Raw genomic sequence first — 22,708 nt, 5'->3', positions numbered from 1 at the left:
TTGCCCCATTATCACCGGACATCATGTATTTCACTGTCTTTCCACATTGATAAAACGCATGGTAAACCCGGTAGCCGGACAGATAAATTTCAGGAGCCTCTATGAATCCTAATTTGTTACGCGTAACACAGCGCATTGTCGAACGCTCGCAGCAGACCCGCAAAGCCTATCTTGCCCGCATTGAGCAGGCGAAAACCGCCACGGTCCACCGATCTCAACTGGCCTGTGGCAACCTGGCGCATGGCTTCGCCGCCTGTCAGCCAGAGGACAAAGCCTCGCTGAAAAGTATGTTGCGCAATAATATCGCCATCATTACCTCCTACAATGACATGCTCTCTGCGCATCAACCGTATGAACATTATCCGGAAATTATTCGTCAGGCCCTGCATTCCGTGAATGCGGTAGGTCAGGTCGCAGGCGGCGTACCGGCAATGTGCGATGGCGTTACGCAAGGGCAGGATGGCATGGAGTTGTCATTACTCAGCCGCGAAGTGATAGCGATGTCGGCAGCAGTAGGCCTCTCTCACAATATGTTTGACGGCGCGTTATTCCTCGGCGTATGCGACAAAATCGTTCCGGGGCTGGCGATGGCCGCGCTCTCTTTTGGTCATTTACCCGCGATTTTTGTTCCGTCAGGCCCGATGGCGAGCGGCCTGCCGAATAAAGAAAAAGTCCGTATTCGTCAGCTATATGCGGAAGGAAAAGTAGACAGAATGGCGCTGCTGGAGTCAGAAGCCGCCTCTTACCATGCGCCGGGCACCTGTACATTTTACGGCACCGCCAACACCAACCAGATGGTGGTGGAGTTTATGGGAATGCAGTTGCCGGGTTCCTCGTTTGTGCATCCGGATGCGCCGCTGCGCGAGGCATTGACTGCCGCTGCCGCACGTCAGGTAACACGTCTTACCGGCAACGGCAATACGTGGATGCCGCTCGGTAAAATGATCGACGAAAAAGTCGTGGTGAACGGCATTGTCGCGCTGCTGGCTACCGGCGGTTCCACCAACCACACCATGCATCTGGTTGCAATGGCGCGCGCGGCGGGCATTCTGATCAACTGGGATGACTTCTCGGATTTGTCGGAAGTGGTTCCGTTGATGGCGCGTCTGTACCCGAACGGTCCGGCGGACATTAACCACTTCCAGGCGGCGGGCGGCGTACCGGTATTGATGCGTGAGCTGCTCAATGCCGGATTGTTGCACGAAGACGTTAACACTGTCGCAGGCTTCGGCCTGAAACGCTATACGCTGGAGCCCTGGCTCAACAACGGCGAGCTGGACTGGCGTGAAGGCGCGGAAAGGTCACTGGATAACGATGTCATTGCCTCTTTTGATAAGCCGTTCTCTCCTCACGGCGGTACTAAGGTGCTAAGCGGTAATCTGGGGCGCGCAGTAATGAAGACGTCTGCGGTACCGGTTGAAAACCAGATCATTGAAGCGCCTGCCATGGTATTTGAAAGTCAGCATGATGTGCTGCCTGCGTTTGACGCGGGCCTGCTTGACCGGGATTGTGTCGTTGTCGTGCGTCATCAGGGACCAAAAGCGAATGGAATGCCAGAATTACATAAACTCATGCCGCCACTTGGTGTATTATTGGACCGCCGTTTCAAAATCGCGTTAGTTACTGATGGACGACTTTCAGGCGCTTCGGGTAAAGTGCCTTCAGCTATCCACGTAACGCCGGAAGCCTACGATGGCGGCTTACTGGCAAAAGTGCGCGATGGCGACATCATTCGCGTGAATGGGCAGACAGGTGAGTTAACTCTGCTGGTCGACGAGGCGGAACTTGCCGCTCGTCAGCCTCATATTCCGGACCTGAGCGCGTCGCGCGTCGGAACGGGGCGTGAGTTGTTTGGCGCGCTGCGCGAAAAGCTGTCGGGTGCGGAGCAGGGCGCAACCTGTATCACTTTTTAAGATGACACACTAGTAATCAGGCGAGAGAAGAATTCCGATGAAAAACTGGAAAACAAGTGCAGAAGCAATCCTGACCACCGGCCCGGTTGTCCCGGTCATTGTAGTCAATAAACTGGAGCACGCGGTGCCGATGGCTAAAGCGCTGGTGGCCGGGGGCGTTCGCGTTCTGGAAGTGACTTTACGTACGGCCTGCGCGATGGATGCTATTCGCGCTATCGCTAAAGACGTGCCGGAAGCGATTGTCGGCGCCGGAACCGTTCTCAATCCGCAGCAGTTGGCGGAGGTGACGGAAGCGGGCGCGCAGTTTGCGATTAGCCCGGGACTGACTGAGCCACTGCTGAAAGCCGCGACGGCAGGCACTATCCCATTGATTCCCGGTATTAGCACCGTTTCTGAACTGATGTTGGGCATGGACTATGGTCTGAAAGAGTTCAAATTCTTCCCGGCGGAAGCGAATGGCGGCACTAAAGCGTTGCAGGCGATTGCCGGTCCGTTCTCTCAGGTGCGTTTCTGCCCAACTGGCGGCATCTCTCCGGCAAACTATCGTGACTATCTGGCGCTGAAAAGCGTATTGTGCATCGGCGGTTCCTGGCTGGTGCCGGCCGACGCGCTGGAAGCGGGGGATTACGATCGCATCACCAAACTGGCGCGCGAAGCGGTAGAAGGCGCGAAGCAGTAAGCCGTTAAATGCCCGATGGCGCTTGCTTATCGGGCTTACGAGTGGCGATCAGGCAGGTTTGATAAAAATGCGCTAACGTCGCCATCAGGCGATGGCGCATTAGCCTTTTACCGTCACGCGGCTGGCGGCCTTTTTCGCTCTTATCACCGCTTCTTCAACGTTTTCACCTGTCGCTAACGCTACACCAAGACGACGGGTGCCGTCGATCTCAGGCTTACCAAACAGCCGTACCTGTACTCCGGCTCCTACCGCCGCGTGTACATTATCAAACGTCACATTTCGACTGGTAAGCTGCGGCAGAATCACGGCCGAGGCAGCAGGACCATACTGGCGAATAGCGCCTACGGGCATTCCCAGAAAGGCGCGCACATGCAGCGCAAACTCAGAGAGATCCTGAGAAATCAACGTGACCATTCCGGTATCGTGCGGGCGAGGGGAGACTTCGCTGAAAATGACTTCATCGCCACAGACGAAGAGTTCAACGCCGAACAGACCATGACCGCCTAACGCCAGTACCACATGACGGGCAATCTCTTGCGCCCGCTTCAGCGCCAGTTCACTCATCTGCTGTGGCTGCCAGGATTCGCGATAGTCGCCATCTTGCTGACGATGACCGACCGGCGCGCAGAAATGCACGCCATCGACGGCGCTAACGGTGAGCAGCGTAATTTCAAAATCAAATTTAACCACGCCTTCCACAATCACGCGACCCGCGCCAGCGCGTCCGCCCTGTTGAGCATACTCCCATGCCTGCGCGAGCTGTTCGGCCGAGCGGATAAAGCTCTGGCCTTTGCCGGAAGAGCTCATGACCGGTTTGACGATGCAAGGAAAACCCACTGCGGCTACCGCATCATGAAAACTGGCCTCACTGTCGGCAAAGCGATACGTCGATGTCGGCAGACCTAATTCTTCTGCGGCCAGGCGACGGATCCCTTCGCGGTTCATCGTGAGCTGCGTTGCACGGGCGCAAGGCACGACATTCAGCCCTTCGCCCTCCAGCTCGCGCAACGTATCGGTGGCGATCGCTTCTATTTCCGGCACGATATAATGCGGTTTTTCCTCTGTTATCACATGACGTAGCGCCTCGCTGTCCAGCATATTAATGACGTGTGAACGGTGAGCCACATGCATGGCAGGCGCATCAGGATAGCGATCGACGGCGATAACCTCGATCCCCAGGCGTTGGCATTCAATCGCCACCTCTTTTCCCAATTCACCTGCCCCTAATAACATCACCCGCGTTGCTGCCGGACGCAGCGCAGTGCCTAATAGCGTCATATTTCTGTCCCCTTATTTACCTGCGCGCAGTATATACGAAAACGTTTGCGTATGTCTTTTCGAATAGATTGCTTTTCTTGCTGCCTTGCAATATACTGTATATAAACACAGGTAAATAAGGGGCTGCAAAATGGCGGTTGAAGTTAAATACGTAGTCATTCGCGAGGGTGAGGAGAAGATGTCATTTACCAGTAAAAAGGAAGCCGACGCCTGGGACAAAATGCTCGATACTGCCGATCTTCTTGATACCTGGCTTGAGCAGTCGCCAGTCGTGCTGGAAGATGGACAGCGCGAGGCGTTGTCGCTGTGGCTGGCGGAACATAAAGAGGTGTTAAGCACTATCCTCAAAACCGGTAAGTTGCCTTCTCCGCAGGCGGTTGAAAAGGACGCCGCGAGTAAAACGAAAAAGCAAGCCGCCTGAACCCGTACTTGCGCTCCCGGCGTTTTGTACCATGCTTTTCCTGAATCATTGTGCTAAGGAGAAAAGTATGAATAAAAGAGGAGCGTTGTTGAGCCTGCTGTTGTTATCCGCCAGCGTATCGGCATTTGCGGCATCCACCGAGAGTAAATCGGTTAAGTTTCCGCAGTGCGAAGGGCTGGATGCCGCGGGGATTGCGGCAAGCGTGAAGCGCGACTACCAGCAAAATCGTATCGTGCGGTGGGCAGACGACCAAAAAAAGGTCGGGCAGGCTGACCCGGTCGCGTGGGTTAATGTGCAGGACGTTGTGGGTCAAAATGATAAATGGACAGTTCCGCTAACCGTTCGCGGTAAAAGCGCCGATATTCATTATCAGGTCATCGTTGATTGCAAAGCCGGCAAGGCGGAATATAAGCCCCGCTAGCAGCGTAATTTGCGCTTCTTTTGCTGGAACAGACAATTCCTGACATCCCCTCAGGTACGCTTGACCATTATTGGTCTGTATTTGAGGGGTACTATGGCTAACTGGTTGAACCAATTACAATCACTTCTTGGGCAAAAAGGCGCTTCCGCATCGCCTTCCGGTGAACAGGGGTTAAATAAACTGCTGGTTCCCGGCGCGCTGGGCGGTCTGGCTGGACTGTTGGTCGCCAATAAGTCTTCGCGCAAATTATTAACTAAATACGGTACTGGCGCTTTGCTGGTGGGCGGCGGCGCGGTAGCGGGTTCCGTATTGTGGAATAAGTACAAAGATAAAGTACGCGCTGCGCATCAGGGGGAGCCGCAATTCGGCAGCCAAAGTACGCCGCTGGATGTTCGCACTGAGCGACTGATCCTGGCACTGGTTTTTGCTGCAAAAAGCGACGGGCATATTGATGCCAAAGAACGCGCGGCGATTGAGCACCAACTGCGAGAATCAGGCGTGGAAGAGCAAGGGCGTGTGTTTATCGAGAAAGCTATTGAGCAGCCGCTTGATCCACAACGTCTGGCACAGGGCATTCGCAATGAAGAAGAAGCTCTGGAAATCTACTTCCTGAGCTGCGCCGCCATTGATATTGACCACTTTATGGAACGTAGCTATCTGAATGCGTTAGGAGACGCACTAAAAATTCCTCAGGAGGTTCGGGACGGTATCGAGCAGGACTTGCAGCAGCAAAAACAGGCGCTACCAGGCTGATAACCTGCCATTAAGTAACATGTTTCGCTTGCATCATGCGTGTCTTTTGCCACTCTTATAGGATGGATAGTTTACGTCATTCATGTTGCAGGATAGCGGCGAAGCAGTGACATCTCAGGCGCTTACCGAGGTGAGCGACCGGGACTACCATGCTACGCCGCTGTGTTTGCCGCGTGATATATAACAAATATTAACGCAAAAGAAAAAACGACATGTTGCCAAAAGCCAATCGAATTCCCTATGCCATGACCGTACATGGCGATACGCGCATTGATAATTATTACTGGCTGCGAGATGACACTCGCTCGCAGCCGGAAGTCCTTGATTACCTGCATCAGGAAAATGAGTATGGCCGGAAGGTCATGTCCTCTCAGCAGGCGTTACAGGACCGCATTCTAAAAGAAATTATCGATCGTATCCCGCCCAGAGAAGTTTCCGCTCCGTATGTGAAAAACGGCTATCGCTACCGTTATATCTATGAACCCGGCTGCGAATATGCCATCTATCAACGACAATCGGCGTTAAGCGAAGAGTGGGATGTGTGGGAAACCTTGCTCGATGCGAACCAGCGGGCCGCGCACAGCGAATTTTATACGCTCGGTGGACTTGCCATTACGCCGGATAATACCATTATGGCGCTGGCAGAAGATTATTTATCCCGTCGTCAGTATGGGTTGCGTTTTCGTAACCTCGAAAGCGGTAACTGGTATCCGGAACTGCTGGATAACGTTGCGCCTGAATTTGTCTGGGCCAATGATTCCCTGACCCTTTACTATGTGCGTAAGCATAAGAAGACGCTGCTGCCCTATCAGGTTTGGCGGCACACGATTGGCACTCCGTCATCGCAAGATGAACTGGTATATGAGGAGAAAGACGATACCTTTTATGTCAGCCTGCATAAAACCACTTCGCAGCATTATGTGGTGATTCATCTTGCCAGCGCCACCACTAGCGAAGTGCTGTTACTTGACGCGGAACTGGCCGATGCCGAGCCGTTTTCATTCTTACCGCGCCGCAAAGACCACGAATATAGTCTCGATCACTATCAACATAAGTTTTACCTGCGTTCTAACCGGAACGGTAAAAACTTTGGGTTGTACCGTACCCGCGTGCGCAATGAAAACGCCTGGGAAGAGCTGATCCCTCCGCGCGAGCATATTATGCTGGAAGGGTTTACCCTGTTTACCGACTGGTTAGTGGTCGAAGAGCGTCAACGGGGGCTTACCAGCCTGCGGCAAATTAACCGTAAAACCCGTGAAGTGATAGGCATTGCCTTTGACGATCCGGCTTACGTGACGTGGCTTGCCTATAATCCCGAACCTGAGACCTCCCGGCTGCGTTACGGCTATTCTTCAATGACGACGCCAGATACCTTGTTTGAACTGGATATGGATACCGGAGAACGACGGGTACTTAAACAGACGGAAGTGCCTGGGTTTGATTCTGGCTGTTATCAGAGCGAACACCTGTGGATCACCGCGCGCGACGGCGTCGAAGTGCCGGTATCGCTGGTTTATCATCAGAAGTATTTTCGTAAAGGGCAAAATCCGCTTCTGGTTTACGGCTACGGATCTTACGGTTCCAGTATTGACGCCGACTTCAGCAGCAGCCGACTGAGCTTGCTGGATCGTGGCTTTGTTTACGCAATCGTACACGTTCGCGGCGGCGGTGAGCTGGGGCAGCAGTGGTATGAAGATGGCAAGTTCCTCAAAAAGCGGAATACTTTTAATGATTATCTTGATGCCTGCGATGCCTTATTAAAACTGGGTTACGGTTCGCCGTCGCTGTGTTACGGGATGGGCGGGAGCGCGGGCGGAATGTTAATGGGCGTCGCTATCAACGAACGCCCCGAGCTTTTCCACGGCGTTATTGCCCAGGTACCCTTTGTTGATGTATTAACCACGATGCTGGATGAGTCGATCCCACTAACGACAGGAGAGTTTGAAGAGTGGGGGAACCCGCAGGATATTGAGTATTATGACTATATGAAAAGCTATAGTCCTTATGACAATGTCAAAGCGCAGGACTATCCGCACCTGCTGGTGACGACAGGATTGCACGATTCCCAGGTGCAATACTGGGAACCGGCGAAGTGGGTGGCAAAATTACGCGAGCTAAAAACGGACCAACGTCTGCTGCTGTTATGTACGGATATGGACTCCGGGCACGGTGGTAAGTCGGGGCGGTTTAAATCCTACGAAGGCGTCGCGCTGGAGTTCGCCTTTTTAATCGGCCTGGCGCAGGGAACCTTACATAGCGCATAGACGCGCGCGCCCGCAACGGCTTGTGAGCGTCTCGGGTTATTGTGGTGTTCCATTGCTGCGTTGCTCGTCAGCCTGAACATCTTCCAGGTAGTGTTTAAGCGTCAGGCGAAGTTCCGGGCTCATATTATCAAGGTTATTAAAAAGCCAGCGTAAATAGCCCGGATCGCGTTTTGCGACTTCAGATACCGCCTTACCGCGGTATTTACCGAACGGGAAAGTGGTTAACAGCGCAGGACGGCCCGTGATATTGACCATTTCTTCCGCGGTCCAGCCGGTGGTTCGCATAATATCAATCAGCAAGGCGGCGGTGATATAGCAATCATAAAGCGCCCGGTGATGATGCAGCCCCGGCGGCGTTTGTACGCTTAGTTTGCGCGATTTATAGAGCGCCATATTGCTGTATTTTATTCCCGGCCACAGGCGTCGCGACAACTTCATGGTACAGATCCACTCACCCGGCAATTCAGGTAATACGCGTCTGTCGAAACTGGCATTGTGAGCGACATACCACTCACTACCGTAATAAAGCGGTATGACATCTTCAATCCACGGCTTATCGGCGACCATGGCTTCGGTAATACGGTGTATCGCCATCGCCTGCGGCGTAATAGGGCGATCGGGGCGTATCAGGTGACTCATGGGATTGACAATGTTGCCATCAATGACATCAACAGAGGCTATCTCTACGATCCCGCCCTGCAGCCCGCAGGTTTCCGTGTCTATAATCCGCAACATGATTCATTCCTCACCGAAAGACCTTAGCGTAATGGAATGATATCGCCTTGCCAACCCTCGGTTGTGCGCAGACCCGTCAGTAATAGCGAACCGCAATCGGCACGAACAATAAGTTGCCCGCTTTCATCCCACAGCGCGCTACTGCCACAGGCATTGGCCATCAGTACGGCCAGCGCATATTTATGTGAAAAACGTTGTAAGCGTGAGGTAGAAGCATGGAGTTCAGGTTCGTTAAGACATTGACTGGTTGTGAATAACGTAAATGAGGGATCTATATCACCACCTTCTGGCTGCTCATCCACCACGTTGATAGCGCTTCGCTGCCTGGCAATACAGGCGCCATGACTTTTGTGAAACATGAGCGGCGACGTTAGCCATGGGGCAAAAATAGCGATGCCTTTTACGAAGCGGCAGTTATGCTCAACAGGCATACCCACAATGATAGTCATATGGTGGGTATCGGCCGCATGAGTGAGCGGCTGTAAAAGCGCCTCGTCAGGCGGGGCGGGCAACGATTTATTTCTTTCGTCGCAGCCTAATAGCGACAGCGACGGAAAGACCAGCAGTTCGCACTGTTGACGAGCCGCAAGCTCAATATATTCCAGATGATGGGCGACATGCTCCGCCGGCGAGGCGTTCAGGGGCGCATACTGCGCAGCAGCAATTTTCCAGGAGGACATAATGACTTCCTTTTCATAGTCTCTACAGCCATTCTAAAAAGCATAGGTTAAGAATCGCCTTATAATGTAGTCGTCTGCATGTAAGGAAGTGTAACGTTATATAATTTTTATTTAACTTTGGGTTCGTAAGGGAGTCGGGATAGTGATACGGAAGCCAGACGATGGGCAATCAGCCGCTCGCGAAACCAGGCGCGTAGATGCTCTGGCTGCTCACGTTCGACCACCTCCGCGACAACTGGCATATTGTAGCGCTCTTTAAATGCCACCCCGGCTGCCGCCAGGTCCACATTGATTTTATCCATTTCCGCTTGTTCAAGCTGAGCCAGATTCGTTTTCATACGTGTCTCCTTTTCTGTTGCCGCCAGAAGGTACTAAGAGTCCGCGGTAATGGCAAGATGGAAATGATGATCCTCGACTCATTGATTGTTGAAGGTTATTCTTTGTAACGTAGGTATAACAAAAAGGAATAGTGAATATGGCTTCTTCTGCACCATCGCGACGTTTAGCTTTACTGCTGCTGGCATCGACATTTGTGACGCCAGCGGCCTGGGCACATGCGCACCTGACGCATCAGTATCCAGCGGCGAATGCTGCCGTTACGGCCTCGCCACAGGCGCTGACCTTGAATTTTTCTGAAGGGATTGAGCCAGGGTTCAGCGGCGCAACCATTACTGGCCCTCAGCAAGAGCTCATCAAAACGCGCCCGGCAAAGCGAAATGAACAGGATAAAACGCAGTTGATTATCCCGCTTGAGCAGCCGTTAAAATCTGGCGCTTACACGGTAGACTGGCACGTTGTGTCGGTGGATGGACATAAAACAAAAGGGAAATACACCTTCAGCGTGAAATAAATGATGCTGACATTCGTCTGGATAACTCTCCGATTTATTCATTTTGCTAGTTTGATGCTGGTCTACGGCTGCGCGCTTTACGGCGCCTGGCTGGCACCCGCATCAATTCGTCGTTTAATGACGCGTCGATTTTTACATCTGCAACGACATGCCGCCGCCTGGAGCGTTATCAGCGCGGCTTTTATGCTGGCGATTCAGGGTGGACTGATGGGCGGCGGCTGGCCCGATGTTTTTTCCGTCTCGGTGTGGGGCGCGGTACTGCAAACCCGCTTTGGCGCGGTCTGGATATGGCAAATTATCCTCGCGCTGGTCACGCTGGCGGTGGTAGTCATTGCGCCGGTAAAAATGCAACGACGGCTTCTTATTCTAACCGTTGCTCAGTTTATCCTGCTGGCAGGCGTTGGACATGCGACGATGCGCGACGGTGTAGCGGGAACATTACAGCAGATTAACCATGCTCTGCATTTACTCTGTGCCGCAGCCTGGTTTGGTGGGCTGTTGCCAGTGGTTTATTGTATGCGCATGGCTCAGGGACGCTGGCGTCAACATGCTATTAGCGCCATGATGCGTTTTTCTCGTTATGGTCACTTTTTTGTGGCGGGCGTATTGCTCACAGGCATTGGCAACACGCTATTTATCACGGGATTTACCGCTATCTGGCAGACCACCTATGGACAGTTGCTTTTGTTAAAATGTGCGCTGGTGGTGCTTATGGTAGCAATTGCGCTGACGAATCGGTATGTTCTCGTACCACGTATGCGACAGGAAAATCCCCGGACTGACCTATGGTTTGTCAGGATGACGCAAATTGAATGGGGAGTTGGAGGCATAGTTCTGGCGATCGTCAGCCTGTTTGCAACCCTCGAACCTTTCTGATGGACTGGCATAACGAATGAAAAAAATACTCCTTCCGGCGCTTCTGCTGGCCACTTCGGGCGTAGCGTTGGCGGCGCCGCAGGTGATTACCGTAAGTCGTTTTGAAGTAGGAAAAGACAAGTGGGCGTTTAATCGGGAAGAGGTCATGTTGACCTGTCGGCCTGGCCAGGCGCTCTATGTGATCAACCCCAGTACGCTGGTGCAGTATCCCTTGAATGCCATTGCCGAACAGCAAGTAGCGGAGGGTAAAACGCGCGCTCAGCCTATCGCCGTCATTCAAATCGATAACCCGGCGAAGCCCGGTGAGAAAATGAGTCTGGCGCCGTTTATCGAACGTGCGCAAAAGCTTTGTGATCCATCCAATAGCTGACTGATTTTTAATAAAAAACCGTAAACCTTCACGAAAAGGCTTACGGTTTTTTTATCTCTGATGACAGACAAAACGCCAGGTTTTTTCAATCACCTTCGTCACAAACTGGAAAACCTGGCGTCGTCATCTATTCTTAAAGGGCAAGGCGATTTAGCCTGCATTAATGCCAACTTTTAGCGCACGGCTCTCTCCCAAGAGCCATTTCCCTGGACCGAATACAGGAATCGTATTCGGTCTCTTTTTATTTTTATTATAAATCAGCCGCTTACAATTAACGATCCGAGATTTTCCGAAATTTTTCCGAATTTCTGTATTCCGGTCTTTTTGGTTATATCACAATCAAATTAAATTTAACATTTATTTCACAACGAAAATTGGAGTATTAGAGCATCATATAAGCTTTATCATCACGCTCATCGAGATAGAGTTTCGTGGTGTTCTCTGAGGTGTGGCCCAGGAGTTTTTGGGCGAACACCTCGCCGTGCTCGTTTTTGTACAGCCGCCCGGCCAGACTTCGGATCTCGTGAAATGTCGGTGGATTATTGCTGAAGTTAACGCCGGAGGCTTTTCTTGCTTTTACAAATGTCTTTGTCAATCCATCCGGATAAATATTCCCGGTTGGGCTATTTTTCCTGATTCCGGCACTGATCATGAAATCAGTGCGGCTTACCAGTCGGCAGCGATCGATTACCGTTCCCAGACGTAACCCCGTCGCCCGAAGTGTCAGGGAGAGGGGAATGGCTATTTTCATTCCGGTTTTAATCTGAGTTACGTATAAGCGGTTGTCAAAAACATCACTAAATTTCATATTTACGATATCCTCCCTACGTTGACCAGTAACGAGCGCTAAATCCATCGCGAGAGGGAACCATGCAGGCATATGCTCTGCTGCCGCTCGTGTGGCGTTATACGTTTCCAGTTGCAGGCGTTCCCTGGCCACCTTAATCTCTGGTATCCGGGTTGCTTCCACCGGGTTTTTCACAATATGCCCTTCGACAATAGCTTCTCTGAACATGTCAGATAGAACTGATCTCATTGCTCCCGCCATAGTGTTTTTTCCCTCGGTTATCCACGACTCAAGAAACTTGGCAATGTGCCGGGTTGTTACTTCTGCCAGTATTATTTCTCCCATTTTTTCGCGTACGGTCGCTAATTGATTACTGCGAATCTTGTAGGTATTAACCGACAGACTCCGGCGCTGTAATAAAACCGCATAGCGATCAATCCATGCGGACACAGTGAATGAGTCCGTTCCTTTTAGTTTTTCAATAAGCGCCACTGGCGTGTGGTTTTGCGCTATGAAGTTGTTTGCCTCTATGGTCTGTGTGATAGCGTCCCTGCGGGCGATCTGACCGAGCGGAAATTCCTTGTCAGTTACCGGGTTACGCCAGAAAAAAGATTTACTGGCCTTACGGTAGGTGAGGTTCCTCGGGAGGTTAGCATCGTACTTTTTTCGACTCACTGATCAACTTCTCCAGCAATGCACTCGGTTAACGCCATCACACTCTGGTACATAAGTTCGATTTTCCGGCCTTCTTCTGCCGTAAGCACGGTTCTTCCTGTCCGGGCGCACTCTTCCAGAAAGGTTTTCTCTTCTTCTTTTCCTGCACTGGTACGGCGGTTAAACTCCGGTGCGATGATGAAGCGTTTACTGAATTCCTCTGGTTCCAGTACCCGGCAGTGAAAAGCCGTTCCTGTATCGAGAGATTTTGTTTTCTCCGTGTCCACGGGGGCATTTTTGCGCCAAAGATAAATTGCTGGTGTATCTGCGATATCATCAAGCTGTGATTTACTGACGCCGGGGCCAGCGTGATACGCCTCGTTAGGGATGTCATAGTAAATACCTGGCTGTATATCATCAGGGACAGTGAAATTTCCGTTTTCTACGGGATCTGCCGCTTCGCCAGCTTCATCACCGCCAGTACCTGATCCACCGTCCGTTGTAATTTCCTGCCCTGTATCGCCAGCCGTTTCCTGCTGGTTACTCTCTTTCGGCGTTTCTCCATCTCTTTCTGTTCTGGCTTCCGTTTTTTCGGTCTGGTTTGAGGGGGGCGGAAATAGCGCTGATACATCGAAAGTCCCGTCCGCGTTTCTGGTGACAGCCTCCGGCTCTGCAGCTGGTTGTTTTTCCTCCGGCACCACTTCTTCTTTTTCACCCTGATTTGAGGCGCTGTAATTGTTAGGAACCCACTTCGGATCGTTCGGGTCGCTGATGTCTTCGGCATATTCACCGCGCACGGCTGCCAGTTGTTTACCAACATCAACCGGGTTTTTGGGTGGAATGTTTTTACGTGCTTCGTGCAGTTCTGCCCGTATTTTCTGGTAGCCTGCTTCTGTCTGGCTTACAGGTGGCTCATTCTCCAGCGGCTGTGGATCCGGATGATGTTCAGTTGTGTCCTGTTCCACTGCTTCAGGCGTTGCTGGTTCATCTGCCAGTTCGCCTGTCGGTTGCGGTTTTTCTTCATCACACTGAAATCTCCCTGCCTCAATATCCCGCAGACATTTGCCCGCCTGACGAAGCCTTGCTGCATTTTCTTCATGGGTTGTTGGGGGGTTATCAGGCACATATTCGTACCAGTCCGGATCGCGAACGCCATGAACGGCAACAAAGCTTTCGCACCACGTCCGGCGAAGATCAGGATTACTGGGCTGGAGAATTACACCAGATGTGGCGTTGCCCTGAAACTGGATCTGGTGGCGAATCCGGGACAGCTTGAGCTGGAACGTCATGCCGCCCGATCCGCAGCGTGGTTTTTTGTGACTAAAGGGTGTCTGAAATATTCCGGCGACCTGGTACGTGTTACGCAGATCATCAACGGAGGGCAGAACGGCATCGGTGATCAGCGGGAGCGCTTTGAGAAAGCAAAATCGGTGCTGGTATGAATCTGTTATCTGCTCTTCTGAAAAGATACTGGTTGCAGCTGGTGTTTATTTTGCTGATGGCTGGTGCGTTTATCGTCGGTAATGTCTGGAGTGACAGGGGCTGGCAAAAAAAATGGGCAGATCGCGACAGCGCTGAATCCTCTCAGGAAGTCAACGCCCAGACCGCCGCCCGTATTATTGAACAGGGCCGCGTTATTGCCCGTGATGAGGCTGTGAAAGATGCACAAGCGCAAGCCGCTAAATCTGCTGCCACTGCTGCTGGCCTGTCTGCCACTGTTAGCCAGCTGCGTACCGAAGCAAAAAAACTTGCCACCAGCCTGGACGCCGCAAAGCACACCGCAAATCTTGCCGCTGCCGTCAGAAGCAAAACAACCAACGCCGACGCCAGAATGCTTGCCAACATGCTCGGAGATATTGCAGAAGAAGCTAAACATTATGCTGGAATCGCTGACGAGCGCTACCGGGCAGGAATGACGTGTGAACGAGTATATGATTCGGTGAGAGAGTCAAATAATTACAGGAGGTATTGAAACTCCCCCTGTAATATTACTGCAAAAAAGTTACTACATATCATCAGATGGAACCAGATGAATAAGAACAGGTTTTTCACCAGATGAAACTGATAAGTACTCACTCAGTTTTGATATAGCTGAAATCTGTCTGAATAACCTGTCGGGGTGCTGGAATAACAACTTTCCGGAAATTCTTCTGCAATGGATTTTACTTTTAGTGACCATTCGCCTCCTTATCTGTAGAGGTGGGTGACGAATTTAAAAAGCATTCTGCTTACTTAGGGGGAACATCCTGATGACTGCCTGCAATATTGCAAATTCCATTTTCATTGTATGAACCACCTGAATCAAGGCACTCATCTTCCATCAGGAATTTCTGCGACCACATACCTGCATAAAAAACGATGATAATGGCTACGATAATAGTGATGATGTTTTTCATTTATGTTCTCTGTGTGTTGTTATTGAAAATGATAATCAATATCTCAAAATGAAATAAATAATCATTAAGTGGTAGTTGTTGATAATTGTTCGCATTTTAAAAAGATACTCCCGGCGGGGCGGCCTGCCACGGGGCGGCAGCGGCGCGGGATTTGGCGCATTTTTGATTTTTCATGCATCATCATGTTGTAACTCTCTGTTTTAATGTCATTTTTTTAAAAGGTGATAGTTTGTATGTTTTTTGTTCATCATATTTTGTTTTTCCGGGGGAGGGCGCGCTAAGAAACAGCCCCAGAGGTAAAAATGGACGGCGAACTGAAGAACCTCAAATGCAATATCAGTCAGCTTGCCGCTATTACAGGGTTACATCGACAGACGGTTGTCAGTCGTCTCTCGGGCGTTCCCTTGGCACCGGGAAGCAATGAAAAAAATAAGCTGTATCTCCTGACGGATGTGATCCGCGTACTGATGGAAACGCCAGTTTCCCAGCCTGCTGAACATCAGGACCCGAATAAAATGACTGCAAAAGAGCGTAAGGGCTGGTTTGACTCCGAAAAGGGGCGTCTCTGGCTGGAAAAAGAGATGAAGCAGGTCGTCCCGTTGCCGGAAGTCCGTCAACAAATGGCGGCGATAGTCAAGGCCATTACGCAGGTACTTGAAGTCTGGCCGGATAAACTGGAAAAGGATAAGGGATGGTCTGCGGATCAGCTAAACGAGGCTCAGGATGTGATGGATGAGGTCAGAATACTGTTATTAAGGCAATACAGGAGACCGCAGACGATGACGGGGAATAAATATGGCTCTGCAGCGGCAGTACGCCGGGAGGTTGCTGAATATCTCAGGCCTCCACGCAGAATGCCGGTAGCGGAAGGAATAAAACAATTTATGTTTGTTCCCCGCGGTGCCAATACGGCGGTTCCTTGGGATGACACGTTAGCGTCTCAGTCCTTCCCGAAATGACAACAACGTCCACGATAAAATGTTTCGTGATGGTTCATTCCTGAAAATTGGCTGGCCGTCCATAATCGTTTTTTCTTCGTCGGATTACAAGCGGGTGGCGCTGACCGACTATGACCGTTTCCCTGAAGATATCGATGGCGAGGGAGATGGTTTTTCCCTGGCATCCAAACGTACCACCACCTTTATGTCTGCGGGGATGACACTGGCAGAGAGTTCGCCTGGTCGGGAAATCACCGATGTGAAATGGCGGCGTTCTTCGCCGCACGAAGCCCCGCCCACGACAGGCATTCTTTCTCTTTATAACCGGGGCGATCGCCGTCGGTGGTACTGGCCCTGTCCACACTGCGGCGACTGGTTCCAGCCCGCGATGGAAAACATGGTGGGGTATGGGTGAGGTACAGACCAAAGCCTCGCTGGACAGTCCGGCACTGACCGGCACGCCAACGGCACCAACGCCGGAAACCACAGCTGCAGGTATTGAAATTGCCACGGCAGCGTTTGTGGCTGCGAAAGTGGCGCAGTTGGTTGGTTCTGCGCCGGAAGCGCTGGACACCCTGCAGGAACTGGCTGACGCGTTGGGAAACGATCCGAACTTTGCCACCACGGTACTGAATAAACTGGCGGGCAAGCAGCCGCTGGACGAAACCCTGACGGCGCTGTCAGGAAAAAGCGCTGATGGTCTTATCGAATATGTTGGTTTACGGGAAACGATAAATCACGCCGCCGATGCGTTACAAAAATCACAGAATGGTGGCGATATTCCGGAAAAGCCGCTGTTTGTACAAAATATCGGAGCGCTCCCTGCATCAGGTACGGCTGTTGCAGCGAACAGACTGGCATCACGCGGCGCGCTTCCGGCACTGACTGGTACGACAAGAGGCAGTGATAGCGGCCTGATAATGGGCGAGGTTTACAATAACGGTTATCCAACGCAATACGGGAATATTTTGTGTCTGACCGGAATCGGTGATGGAGAAATATTAATCGGATGGCGTGGGGTTAATGGTGCTCCTGCGTCTGCATATATTCGCAGCCATCGAGATACCGCCGAGGCTGAGTGGTCCGAATGGGCAATGCTCTATACCACACTAAACCCACCTCCGGATTCGCATCCAGTAGGGGCGCCGATAGCATGGCCGTCTGATGCTACTCCGGCAGGTTACGCTCTGATGCAGGGGCAATCGTTTGATAAATCTGCTTACCCGTTACTGGCTATAGCGTATCCGTCCGGCATTATCCCTGACATGTGAGGCTGGACAATCAAAGGTAAACCCGCCAGTGGGCGAGCTGTACTTTCTCAGGAGATGGACGGCAACAAATCGCACTCGTACACCGCGCGGGCGCAGGATATCGACTTAGGGACAAAAACTACCTCATCCTTTGATTACGGCACGAAATCGACCAATACCACGGGCAATCATACTAACCAGTTCGGCGGTTATATCAACTCACACTGGGGAGATTCCAATCACACTTCATTTCAGCTAGGAGGTGGTGCGTGGACACAGGCCGCTGGCGACCATGCGCATACAGTTTATATCGGAGGACACGAGCACACCATGTATATCGGTCCACACGGACACGTCGTTATTGTGGACGCAGACGGTAATGCGGAAACCTTTGGTCTTATGGACGGCGGTGTGGATGCTGCTATTACGGCATATTTCGGGTCGCAATTACAGGAACGGGTACAGCAAAATATCATCCGTGAATACCTGGGGGAACAGCCCGTCGGCACCGCCTTTGTTATTGAAACGGGTAACAGTAAACATCCGTGGCTGGTTCACGCCCCGACGATGCGCGTTCCGCTGATTATTGACGGCACCGACGCGGTTTATAATGCAACACGGGCTGCGTTACTGGCAATTTTTCAGCACAATAAAAGCGCCGGAGAAGACCGGAAAATTACATCTGTTGCATTACCTGCAATGGGGGCCGGATGTGGTCAGGTCCCCCCGGACAGCGTCGCCCGGCAAATTGTACTGATATAGCCCCTCCTGATATTCCCTCCAGTCATATTGCTGTTTTTGACGCTGAAACCCAAACGTGGAGTCTGCAGGAGGATCACCGCGGCGAGACGGTTTACGACACAACAACCGGCAATCAGGTTTATATCTCCGATCTTGGTCCGCTACCTGAAAACGTCACATCAGTTTCACCAGGTGGTGGATACAAAAAATGGGATAGTAAGGCTCAGGTCTGGATGAATGATGAAGCTGCGGAGGCCGCAGCCAGACTTCGTGAAGCTGAAGGAACGAAAAACAGACTCCTGCAAATAGCGTCTGAAAAAATCGCGCCGTTACAGGATGCAGTGGATCTGGACGAAGCAACCAATAAAGAAAAAGCTTCTCTTCTGGCATGGAGAAAGTACCGGGTACAGGTAAACCGTGTTGATACTTTAAAGCCTGTCTGGCCGGAGAAACCAGCCAGTAGTTTATAATTTGTCAGGAAAGCTCAGGCCTTATTTATAGCAAATATGAAGAAGGCCTGTCTGTCATAACTGATATGGTTACTGGCTAGTATATTAAATTTATACTCAATAACCTCTACACATTTTAAACCAATCTTCAGGGAAGGGTATGTCAGTAGGCCAAAGATTACACCACTTTTTAGGCATTGGCTTAATTGTTTCTTCTTTTTTATGATCTTGAGAGTCTGCCGCTATTGTAAGAGCAGGATATAGTGAAGATGGTAATATTAAAACCATTGCTAAAAATACGCTCTTAACGTGTTTCATAATATGTTACCTGTTAAATTGTGGCACACTATCCTTACGGTTACAGCATCCTTTACTATAGATATTAAACGTTATTCATTACCATCAGGTGAGTAAATAAAAACCATTTATAAAATATTTAACTTAAATAAAAATGATAAGCACTATTATATTTTATTTTCAATGTAAATTAATTCATGTGAAAGTGATTTCATGTGCTTTTCAAATCATGGCTGGCTCGCCCCCCCGGAGGAACAGGCCAGTTAACATTATCAGGAGTGTTTGTTATATCAATCAACTTCACTTCATTCTTGTAAGCCAGCCACACTAACAGTTTTGATCCTGTCCGCGTATTGTGGACACAGCCTTAAGCGAGGTTCTGGTTTTCAAATTGTTCCGGACTGAGATCGCCGCAGACCCTGACGGCGCAGGCTGGACGCTATCGTTTTTACATTGTACCTCAGGCCCCAGGTTCACTTCCTCAGCAAGCCGGGGCGCACCGTAGCGCTGTTTTGCCTGGCTGAAGGCCTCTCTTACGACATTGTCGCAGTCCTGCCGGAACTGCTGGTGGGTATTAACGACTGTGCGCCTTGTTTGCCAATGCTGATTCCGAACTCATTCTGACGCCGATCATCATTGCCGTGTTGCTCGCGCCTGGTTTCAGCAAAAGCACCACGCTGGCTATACTGCATTTCTTTTTCCGCAGGGAGAAGTGAGTAAATGAGTATGGAAATGGAGCTTTCCCTATAATGGCGGCTGAAGCTAATCATGTGTCATGTATTGCAAATGTCAAAGTGATAAATAAAGTTTCAACAGTCTGTGTTTTTTGTGAAAACGACTCGCTATGGTGCTAACCCTATATGAGGGACTGATTGAACATCAGATATATCCCGGCTTATTTAATACTGCTTACTATGAGGGTAATAATATGTTTTCTCTTATTAAATCACGTAAAGTTTTATTCATAACAACTCTTCTGCTGTTGTCGTCTGCTGCCCAGCCAGCGTTCGCCCTGGGGTGCATAGGGGACGGTGGTAGCACTGCAGACTGTGCAAAGGTTTGTTCCCTGGCGGCAGGTGTAGGCCCCCTTGGTTTTCTCATTTGCTTTTAATGTCTGAGAAGTGGTTATCCTGAGCCTTTCCTGTTCATGTAGTGAAGGCCCATTCAGAACATCATATTTAAACTATCGTAATGGAACAAAGAGTTACTTTAAAGAGCTCTTTGTTCCTTTAACCTTGATGAAGATGGTCAACGTCTGGTTTTACAATTCCGATACAGGCAGGATAGCTGCTATGTTTGTTATCCATCTGGAAGGTTATCTGGCTGATAGCATCAAGCGCCAGTTGTGGCCATTGCTTCAGTACCCAGTGTGCCACTACAGTGCCACTACATTGGTGGCCGTAGGCCAAAACTGACGCCGGAGCAATGGGCGCAGGCAGGGTGCCTTATTAGGGCAGGAGTACCGCGACAGCAGGTAGCGATTATTTATGATGCGGGGCTGTCGACGCTGTACAGAAAATTCCCTGTGTTAGGGTAATGCAGTATTTCCACGGTGCGTGCCACCCAAATATGTGCTGTGGATGCTTTATAGGGTGTGCCATTTTTGTGTCAAACATGGTGAAGCATCATTCTATTTCTAACATCATGTGCCATTGAGTTGAGCAATGGGAATGCGGAAATGTGTATTTGAAACAGTTAGTTAAATGTGATTCTACTAATTCGTAATGCGAAGGTTGTAAGTTTGATTCCTGTTATTGCAACATTTCAATGTTACTGTAACTTCCGTGTTAGCCCATAACCATTCCAATTTCTACAAGACAGGTGCTTGCTATATATTTACCAATCAGTCATTTTAAAAGTGCGTCATAACCGGAGAACTGTCCTCGTCAGGAGGCCTGTTTTCAGAAAGGCAATATCCTGTTTCGACAGTAGCTTATATGTGACCGGGTTAGCAGCACATTCCCCTCCGCCACATTCCAGTACAGTTGAAATAAGGTTGGCAGTAATCAGTAACAGAAATACCCAACCGACAATACTGAACAGGTCCGGATTAATATTCAATGAACGAAATGCAACATTCATGCTACTGATTGCCAGAACTACCGCAACAGCAATAATAATGAGAATTGACGTAATCAGAGTCCAGGTATAAAAGTGTAATCCAAAAAATGCAGAACCATATCCTGTGTCACCGGGCATGATATGCAAACATATTTGCCGGGATGCCATAACTCCGGTCAGGATACTGCCAATAATTACCATCCCGTAATGTATACCTCGTAGACCAAAGCAGAGGTTAAATAAAAAGCCAAAACCGGCGATGATGAGGCCAGCCCGCTGTAATAAGCAAATTGGACAAGGCAGCTCATGCCTAACGAGTTGATAATAAAAGGCTACAACCAGAGCAACGCATATCCCAAGGAGTCCCATCTGATTAATCAGATGAACAAATGTTGTTGGATGATGATGCGTTTTCATACACACTCCTTAAAATGACAAAGTCAGCGAATTGGTCATATGATGGATGAATGATAAAATAGTGACGATGAGTAAAACGGCCCACAGAATGTAGCTGACTTTATCCTTTCTGTTTATGGCTCCCATTGCCACACTCAGTGCAAGCAAGAATGGCAGAAACATGAACATAAAAAACTCCTTTATTACATTGCTTGTTAATATAATCGCTGTGTATTACCGGGTCTGTATTCCAGCTTATCCACCCCGCATTAGCTGGAGCTCAGTAAGGCATCAGGAATTATTTGCGTTATTATAAATCGATTATTTCTGTGATGAATTATCCCGGCATCTGCTGGTTACAGGGATATTTCTGGCGACAAGAGTAAGAAATATCCCGATAGCTAATGGTATAATAAGCAGCATTGAGTGTGTTGAAATAGCATATCCATAAATATAGTCTTCCAGACTTACCGCAATCAGCGGAAAGATAAGAAATACAAGCGAAGCCTGGAAGGCATTAGCCTTTTGCTGAAGCGCAAAGTAGCACAGGATACCAAAAACTCCAGCAAAAGCCCCGAGATACAGGGTAGCTAATATTGAGTGTACTGAGAAGGTTGATACTTGTGGTCTTTCAAAAAACCATCCTGTCGCAGAAAGTATCAACCCAGCTAAAAGGCACGGGAGTGCATTAAATGTGATAACAGAGACAGTACAACTTCTTTTCTTACATTGTGTATATATTATGGCATGGATTAACACAGCAGAAATAAGTGCAGTGATACCCTGCCAGTGACTCTCTGTACTTGTATTCGTTTCTTCAAGAAGTATCCCCGTCAATGCAGTGATTGCGATAGTTAAGCCCGCGATCTGCATTAGTTTCGCTTTTTCATTTAGAAACAAAACCGATGCTATCAAAACGGCCACAGGCATATTCGCAAAGATAATGGCGGCAAGCCCAGAGTTGACATAGGTTTCACCATAAATCATTAGTGAGAAAGGAATAGAAAAATAAAAGATGCAAATCACAAACTGGAATAATCGTTGTCCGGGAGGAAACAACAGTGTTTTTTTTCTTAACCATGCAATGATGATTAAAAAAGGTGCTGCAAACATAAACCTCATTCCGGTTGCAAACACTGGAGGGATAGTTTCAACGGCAATTCGCATAGCCAACCATGTAGTCCCCCAGGTCAGTGAAACTAGCATGAATAATATAGATATCGACACCTTGCGCATAAGATCCTCTCCGTAAAAAAATTAATTTAGCTTTTTAGCTAGAAAAAAGTAGCGTTTTCTTCACTGTGTTTTTTATATGTTTAGATAAAAATTTCTCTATCAGAAGACGCAGTTATGCTGAATGAGAAAAATAAGAAATGACTCAGGCTGTTACCACACGATTGTCCACTGCGCCAGCAAGACCTGGCAGCAGTTGTCGATTTAATGTCTATTCTTGCTGGAAGGCATAAAACGCCTTGAAGATGAAGAGCTCATCATTAGTC

21 protein-coding genes and 9 pseudogenes are annotated in these 22,708 nt (G+C 49.7%); 18 read left to right on the top strand and 12 right to left on the bottom strand.

What is annotated here, in order from left to right; translation table 11 throughout:
- Positions 1-101 precede the first annotated feature (101 nt).
- Both edd and kdgA read left to right on the top strand, forming a co-directional pair.
- Entirely contained in the window at positions 102-1,913 is a 1,812-nt protein-coding gene (edd, locus tag J4614_RS04640; protein ID WP_001069118.1) for a phosphogluconate dehydratase, read from the top strand.
- Between the two features lie 37 nt (positions 1,914-1,950).
- Positions 1,951-2,592, top strand: coding sequence for a bifunctional 4-hydroxy-2-oxoglutarate aldolase/2-dehydro-3-deoxy-phosphogluconate aldolase (gene kdgA, locus J4614_RS04635; RefSeq protein ID WP_000800494.1), 642 nt, complete (start codon positions 1,951-1,953; stop codon positions 2,590-2,592).
- 99 nt (positions 2,593-2,691) lie between these two features.
- On the opposite strand, the gene purT is transcribed toward kdgA, so the two are convergent.
- Complete coding sequence (gene purT / locus J4614_RS04630; protein WP_001629184.1) at positions 2,692-3,870, bottom strand: formate-dependent phosphoribosylglycinamide formyltransferase; 1,179 nt, start codon at positions 3,868-3,870, stop codon at positions 2,692-2,694.
- A gap of 130 nt (positions 3,871-4,000) precedes the next feature.
- Between purT and yebG the strand changes: the two genes are divergently transcribed.
- The 4 genes from yebG to ptrB all read left to right on the top strand — a co-directional run bounded on the left by yebG (position 4,001) and on the right by ptrB (position 7,729).
- Positions 4,001-4,291, top strand: coding sequence for a DNA damage-inducible protein YebG (gene yebG, locus J4614_RS04625; RefSeq protein ID WP_000257723.1), 291 nt, complete (start codon positions 4,001-4,003; stop codon positions 4,289-4,291).
- A gap of 67 nt (positions 4,292-4,358) precedes the next feature.
- Positions 4,359-4,712 (top strand): protein YebF, encoded by a 354-nt coding sequence (gene yebF, locus J4614_RS04620; RefSeq protein ID WP_001042123.1) that lies wholly within the window; start codon positions 4,359-4,361, stop codon positions 4,710-4,712.
- A 93-nt stretch (positions 4,713-4,805) separates the two neighbouring features.
- On the top strand, positions 4,806-5,465 hold the full coding sequence (locus J4614_RS04615) for a tellurite resistance TerB family protein (RefSeq protein WP_000024706.1): 660 nt from the start codon (positions 4,806-4,808) through the stop codon (positions 5,463-5,465).
- Between the two features lie 212 nt (positions 5,466-5,677).
- Positions 5,678-7,729: an oligopeptidase B gene (gene ptrB / locus J4614_RS04610; RefSeq protein WP_000936990.1), complete on the top strand. Its 2,052-nt coding sequence runs from the start codon at positions 5,678-5,680 to the stop codon at positions 7,727-7,729.
- A 36-nt stretch (positions 7,730-7,765) separates the two neighbouring features.
- Here the strand turns inward: ptrB and exoX are convergent, their stop codons facing one another.
- The 3 genes from exoX to J4614_RS04595 form a co-directional block, all read right to left on the bottom strand.
- The gene (gene exoX, locus J4614_RS04605; RefSeq protein WP_000944280.1) at positions 7,766-8,464 is read right to left on the bottom strand and encodes an exodeoxyribonuclease X; all 699 of its coding nucleotides are present in this window, start codon (positions 8,462-8,464) and stop codon (positions 7,766-7,768) included.
- A gap of 23 nt (positions 8,465-8,487) precedes the next feature.
- Positions 8,488-9,144 carry a carbon-nitrogen hydrolase family protein gene (locus J4614_RS04600; RefSeq protein WP_000100257.1) on the bottom strand — a complete coding sequence of 219 codons (657 nt, stop codon included), beginning with the start codon at positions 9,142-9,144 and terminating at the stop codon, positions 8,488-8,490.
- A 107-nt stretch (positions 9,145-9,251) separates the two neighbouring features.
- Positions 9,252-9,482, bottom strand: a complete 231-nt coding sequence (locus J4614_RS04595; protein ID WP_058214989.1) for a DNA polymerase III subunit theta — start codon at positions 9,480-9,482, stop codon at positions 9,252-9,254.
- Positions 9,483-9,619: 137 nt separating this feature from the next.
- Here J4614_RS04595 and yobA point away from each other — a divergent pair, with 137 nt between their 5' ends.
- Genes yobA through J4614_RS04580 form a run of 3 tightly spaced genes read left to right on the top strand, consistent with a single transcriptional unit; the run spans position 9,620 to position 11,240 of the window.
- A complete protein-coding gene (gene yobA / locus J4614_RS04590; protein WP_000168395.1) occupies positions 9,620-9,994 on the top strand; it encodes a CopC domain-containing protein YobA in 375 nt (124 codons plus the stop codon).
- Positions 9,995-10,870 (top strand): copper homeostasis membrane protein CopD, encoded by an 876-nt coding sequence (gene copD, locus J4614_RS04585; protein ID WP_017441953.1) that lies wholly within the window; start codon positions 9,995-9,997, stop codon positions 10,868-10,870.
- A 16-nt stretch (positions 10,871-10,886) separates the two neighbouring features.
- Positions 10,887-11,240: a YebY family protein gene (locus J4614_RS04580; RefSeq protein ID WP_000722368.1), complete on the top strand. Its 354-nt coding sequence runs from the start codon at positions 10,887-10,889 to the stop codon at positions 11,238-11,240.
- A gap of 382 nt (positions 11,241-11,622) precedes the next feature.
- Here the strand turns inward: J4614_RS04580 and J4614_RS04575 are convergent, their stop codons facing one another.
- Together J4614_RS04575 and J4614_RS04570 are read right to left on the bottom strand one after the other, a co-directional pair.
- Positions 11,623-12,702, bottom strand: coding sequence for a tyrosine-type recombinase/integrase (locus J4614_RS04575; protein WP_208293076.1), 1,080 nt, complete (start codon positions 12,700-12,702; stop codon positions 11,623-11,625).
- Positions 12,703-12,734: 32 nt separating this feature from the next.
- A pseudogene (locus J4614_RS04570) lies at positions 12,735-13,883 on the bottom strand (exonuclease VIII); the annotation flags it as partial.
- On the opposite strand from J4614_RS04570, the pseudogene J4614_RS04565 reads away from it, so the two are divergent.
- Both J4614_RS04565 and J4614_RS04560 read left to right on the top strand, forming a co-directional pair.
- A pseudogene (locus J4614_RS04565) lies at positions 13,875-14,123 on the top strand (glycoside hydrolase family 19 protein); the annotation flags it as partial. The pseudogenes J4614_RS04570 and J4614_RS04565 overlap by 9 nt on opposite strands.
- Positions 14,120-14,653, top strand: a complete 534-nt coding sequence (locus J4614_RS04560; RefSeq protein WP_208293075.1) for a DUF2514 domain-containing protein — start codon at positions 14,120-14,122, stop codon at positions 14,651-14,653. The pseudogene J4614_RS04565 and the gene J4614_RS04560, both read left to right, overlap by 4 nt.
- Positions 14,654-14,909: 256 nt before the next feature.
- On the opposite strand, the gene J4614_RS04555 is transcribed toward J4614_RS04560, so the two are convergent.
- A complete protein-coding gene (locus tag J4614_RS04555) occupies positions 14,910-15,077 on the bottom strand; it encodes a lytic enzyme (protein ID WP_000789530.1) in 168 nt (55 codons plus the stop codon).
- A gap of 302 nt (positions 15,078-15,379) precedes the next feature.
- On the opposite strand from J4614_RS04555, the pseudogene J4614_RS04550 reads away from it, so the two are divergent.
- From J4614_RS04550 to J4614_RS22000, 5 pseudogenes are all read left to right on the top strand, one after another.
- A pseudogene (locus J4614_RS04550) lies at positions 15,380-15,870 on the top strand (DUF1441 family protein).
- Positions 15,857-16,424, top strand: a pseudogene (locus tag J4614_RS04545) (phage terminase large subunit family protein); the annotation flags it as partial. The pseudogenes J4614_RS04550 and J4614_RS04545, both read left to right, overlap by 14 nt.
- Positions 16,423-17,655 (top strand): annotated as a pseudogene (locus J4614_RS04540) (tail fiber protein); the annotation flags it as partial. The pseudogenes J4614_RS04545 and J4614_RS04540, both read left to right, overlap by 2 nt.
- A 9-nt stretch (positions 17,656-17,664) precedes the next feature.
- Positions 17,665-17,952: pseudogene (locus J4614_RS22005) on the top strand (macro domain-containing protein); the annotation flags it as partial.
- A gap of 12 nt (positions 17,953-17,964) precedes the next feature.
- Positions 17,965-18,476, top strand: a pseudogene (locus J4614_RS22000) (tail fiber assembly protein); the annotation flags it as partial.
- A gap of 96 nt (positions 18,477-18,572) precedes the next feature.
- On the opposite strand, the gene J4614_RS04530 reads toward J4614_RS22000, so the two are convergent.
- Together J4614_RS04530 and J4614_RS21995 are read right to left on the bottom strand one after the other, a co-directional pair.
- Positions 18,573-18,773: a PagK family vesicle-borne virulence factor gene (locus tag J4614_RS04530; protein WP_031603924.1), complete on the bottom strand. Its 201-nt coding sequence runs from the start codon at positions 18,771-18,773 to the stop codon at positions 18,573-18,575.
- A 389-nt stretch (positions 18,774-19,162) separates the two neighbouring features.
- Positions 19,163-19,343 (bottom strand): annotated as a pseudogene (locus J4614_RS21995) (IS3 family transposase); the annotation flags it as partial.
- Here J4614_RS21995 and J4614_RS04525 point away from each other — a divergent pair.
- Together J4614_RS04525 and J4614_RS22300 are read left to right on the top strand one after the other, a co-directional pair.
- Complete coding sequence (locus J4614_RS04525; RefSeq protein WP_000457876.1) at positions 19,343-19,468, top strand: hypothetical protein; 126 nt, start codon at positions 19,343-19,345, stop codon at positions 19,466-19,468. The pseudogene J4614_RS21995 and the gene J4614_RS04525 overlap by 1 nt on opposite strands.
- A 588-nt stretch (positions 19,469-20,056) precedes the next feature.
- Positions 20,057-20,289, top strand: a pseudogene (locus J4614_RS22300) (helix-turn-helix domain-containing protein); the annotation flags it as partial.
- Positions 20,290-20,615: 326 nt separating this feature from the next.
- Here the strand turns inward: J4614_RS22300 and J4614_RS04510 are convergent.
- The 3 genes from J4614_RS04510 to J4614_RS04500 form a co-directional block, all read right to left on the bottom strand.
- On the bottom strand, positions 20,616-21,230 hold the full coding sequence (locus tag J4614_RS04510; RefSeq protein ID WP_000848066.1) for a disulfide bond formation protein B: 615 nt from the start codon (positions 21,228-21,230) through the stop codon (positions 20,616-20,618).
- 9 nt (positions 21,231-21,239) lie between these two features.
- On the bottom strand, positions 21,240-21,398 hold the full coding sequence (locus J4614_RS04505; protein ID WP_000480735.1) for a DUF5993 family protein: 159 nt from the start codon (positions 21,396-21,398) through the stop codon (positions 21,240-21,242).
- Between the two features lie 132 nt (positions 21,399-21,530).
- Complete coding sequence (locus J4614_RS04500) at positions 21,531-22,445, bottom strand: DMT family transporter (protein ID WP_001233453.1); 915 nt, start codon at positions 22,443-22,445, stop codon at positions 21,531-21,533.
- Positions 22,446-22,708: the final 263 nt, after the last annotated feature.

The organism is Salmonella sp. 32031103-2018-00083-FB-01-SM-01 (assembly GCF_017571995.1).
Lineage (GTDB): Bacteria > Pseudomonadota > Gammaproteobacteria > Enterobacterales > Enterobacteriaceae > Salmonella > Salmonella enterica.
Note: the sequence above shows the minus strand (reverse complement) of the source record. Positions and strands in the feature narration are given on the sequence as shown.

What these genes read in the sequence shown, in the direction of transcription:
- edd (WP_001069118.1), top strand. Translation starts at nt 102, where the DNA reads ATGAATCCTAATTTGTTACGCGTAACACAGCGCATTGTCGAACGCTCG.
- kdgA (WP_000800494.1), top strand. Translation starts at nt 1,951, where the DNA reads ATGAAAAACTGGAAAACAAGTGCAGAAGCAATCCTGACCACCGGCCCG.
- purT (WP_001629184.1), bottom strand. Translation starts at nt 3,870, where the DNA reads ATGACGCTATTAGGCACTGCGCTGCGTCCGGCAGCAACGCGGGTGATG.
- yebG (WP_000257723.1), top strand. Translation starts at nt 4,001, where the DNA reads ATGGCGGTTGAAGTTAAATACGTAGTCATTCGCGAGGGTGAGGAGAAG.
- yebF (WP_001042123.1), top strand. Translation starts at nt 4,359, where the DNA reads ATGAATAAAAGAGGAGCGTTGTTGAGCCTGCTGTTGTTATCCGCCAGC.
- J4614_RS04615 (WP_000024706.1), top strand. Translation starts at nt 4,806, where the DNA reads ATGGCTAACTGGTTGAACCAATTACAATCACTTCTTGGGCAAAAAGGC.
- ptrB (WP_000936990.1), top strand. Translation starts at nt 5,678, where the DNA reads ATGTTGCCAAAAGCCAATCGAATTCCCTATGCCATGACCGTACATGGC.
- exoX (WP_000944280.1), bottom strand. Translation starts at nt 8,464, where the DNA reads ATGTTGCGGATTATAGACACGGAAACCTGCGGGCTGCAGGGCGGGATC.
- J4614_RS04600 (WP_000100257.1), bottom strand. Translation starts at nt 9,144, where the DNA reads ATGTCCTCCTGGAAAATTGCTGCTGCGCAGTATGCGCCCCTGAACGCC.
- J4614_RS04595 (WP_058214989.1), bottom strand. Translation starts at nt 9,482, where the DNA reads ATGAAAACGAATCTGGCTCAGCTTGAACAAGCGGAAATGGATAAAATC.
- yobA (WP_000168395.1), top strand. Translation starts at nt 9,620, where the DNA reads ATGGCTTCTTCTGCACCATCGCGACGTTTAGCTTTACTGCTGCTGGCA.
- copD (WP_017441953.1), top strand. Translation starts at nt 9,995, where the DNA reads ATGATGCTGACATTCGTCTGGATAACTCTCCGATTTATTCATTTTGCT.
- J4614_RS04580 (WP_000722368.1), top strand. Translation starts at nt 10,887, where the DNA reads ATGAAAAAAATACTCCTTCCGGCGCTTCTGCTGGCCACTTCGGGCGTA.
- J4614_RS04560 (WP_208293075.1), top strand. Translation starts at nt 14,120, where the DNA reads ATGAATCTGTTATCTGCTCTTCTGAAAAGATACTGGTTGCAGCTGGTG.
- J4614_RS04555 (WP_000789530.1), bottom strand. Translation starts at nt 15,077, where the DNA reads ATGAAAAACATCATCACTATTATCGTAGCCATTATCATCGTTTTTTAT.
- J4614_RS04530 (WP_031603924.1), bottom strand. Translation starts at nt 18,773, where the DNA reads ATGAAACACGTTAAGAGCGTATTTTTAGCAATGGTTTTAATATTACCA.
- J4614_RS04510 (WP_000848066.1), bottom strand. Translation starts at nt 21,230, where the DNA reads ATGAAAACGCATCATCATCCAACAACATTTGTTCATCTGATTAATCAG.
- J4614_RS04505 (WP_000480735.1), bottom strand. Translation starts at nt 21,398, where the DNA reads ATGTTCATGTTTCTGCCATTCTTGCTTGCACTGAGTGTGGCAATGGGA.
- J4614_RS04500 (WP_001233453.1), bottom strand. Translation starts at nt 22,445, where the DNA reads ATGCGCAAGGTGTCGATATCTATATTATTCATGCTAGTTTCACTGACC.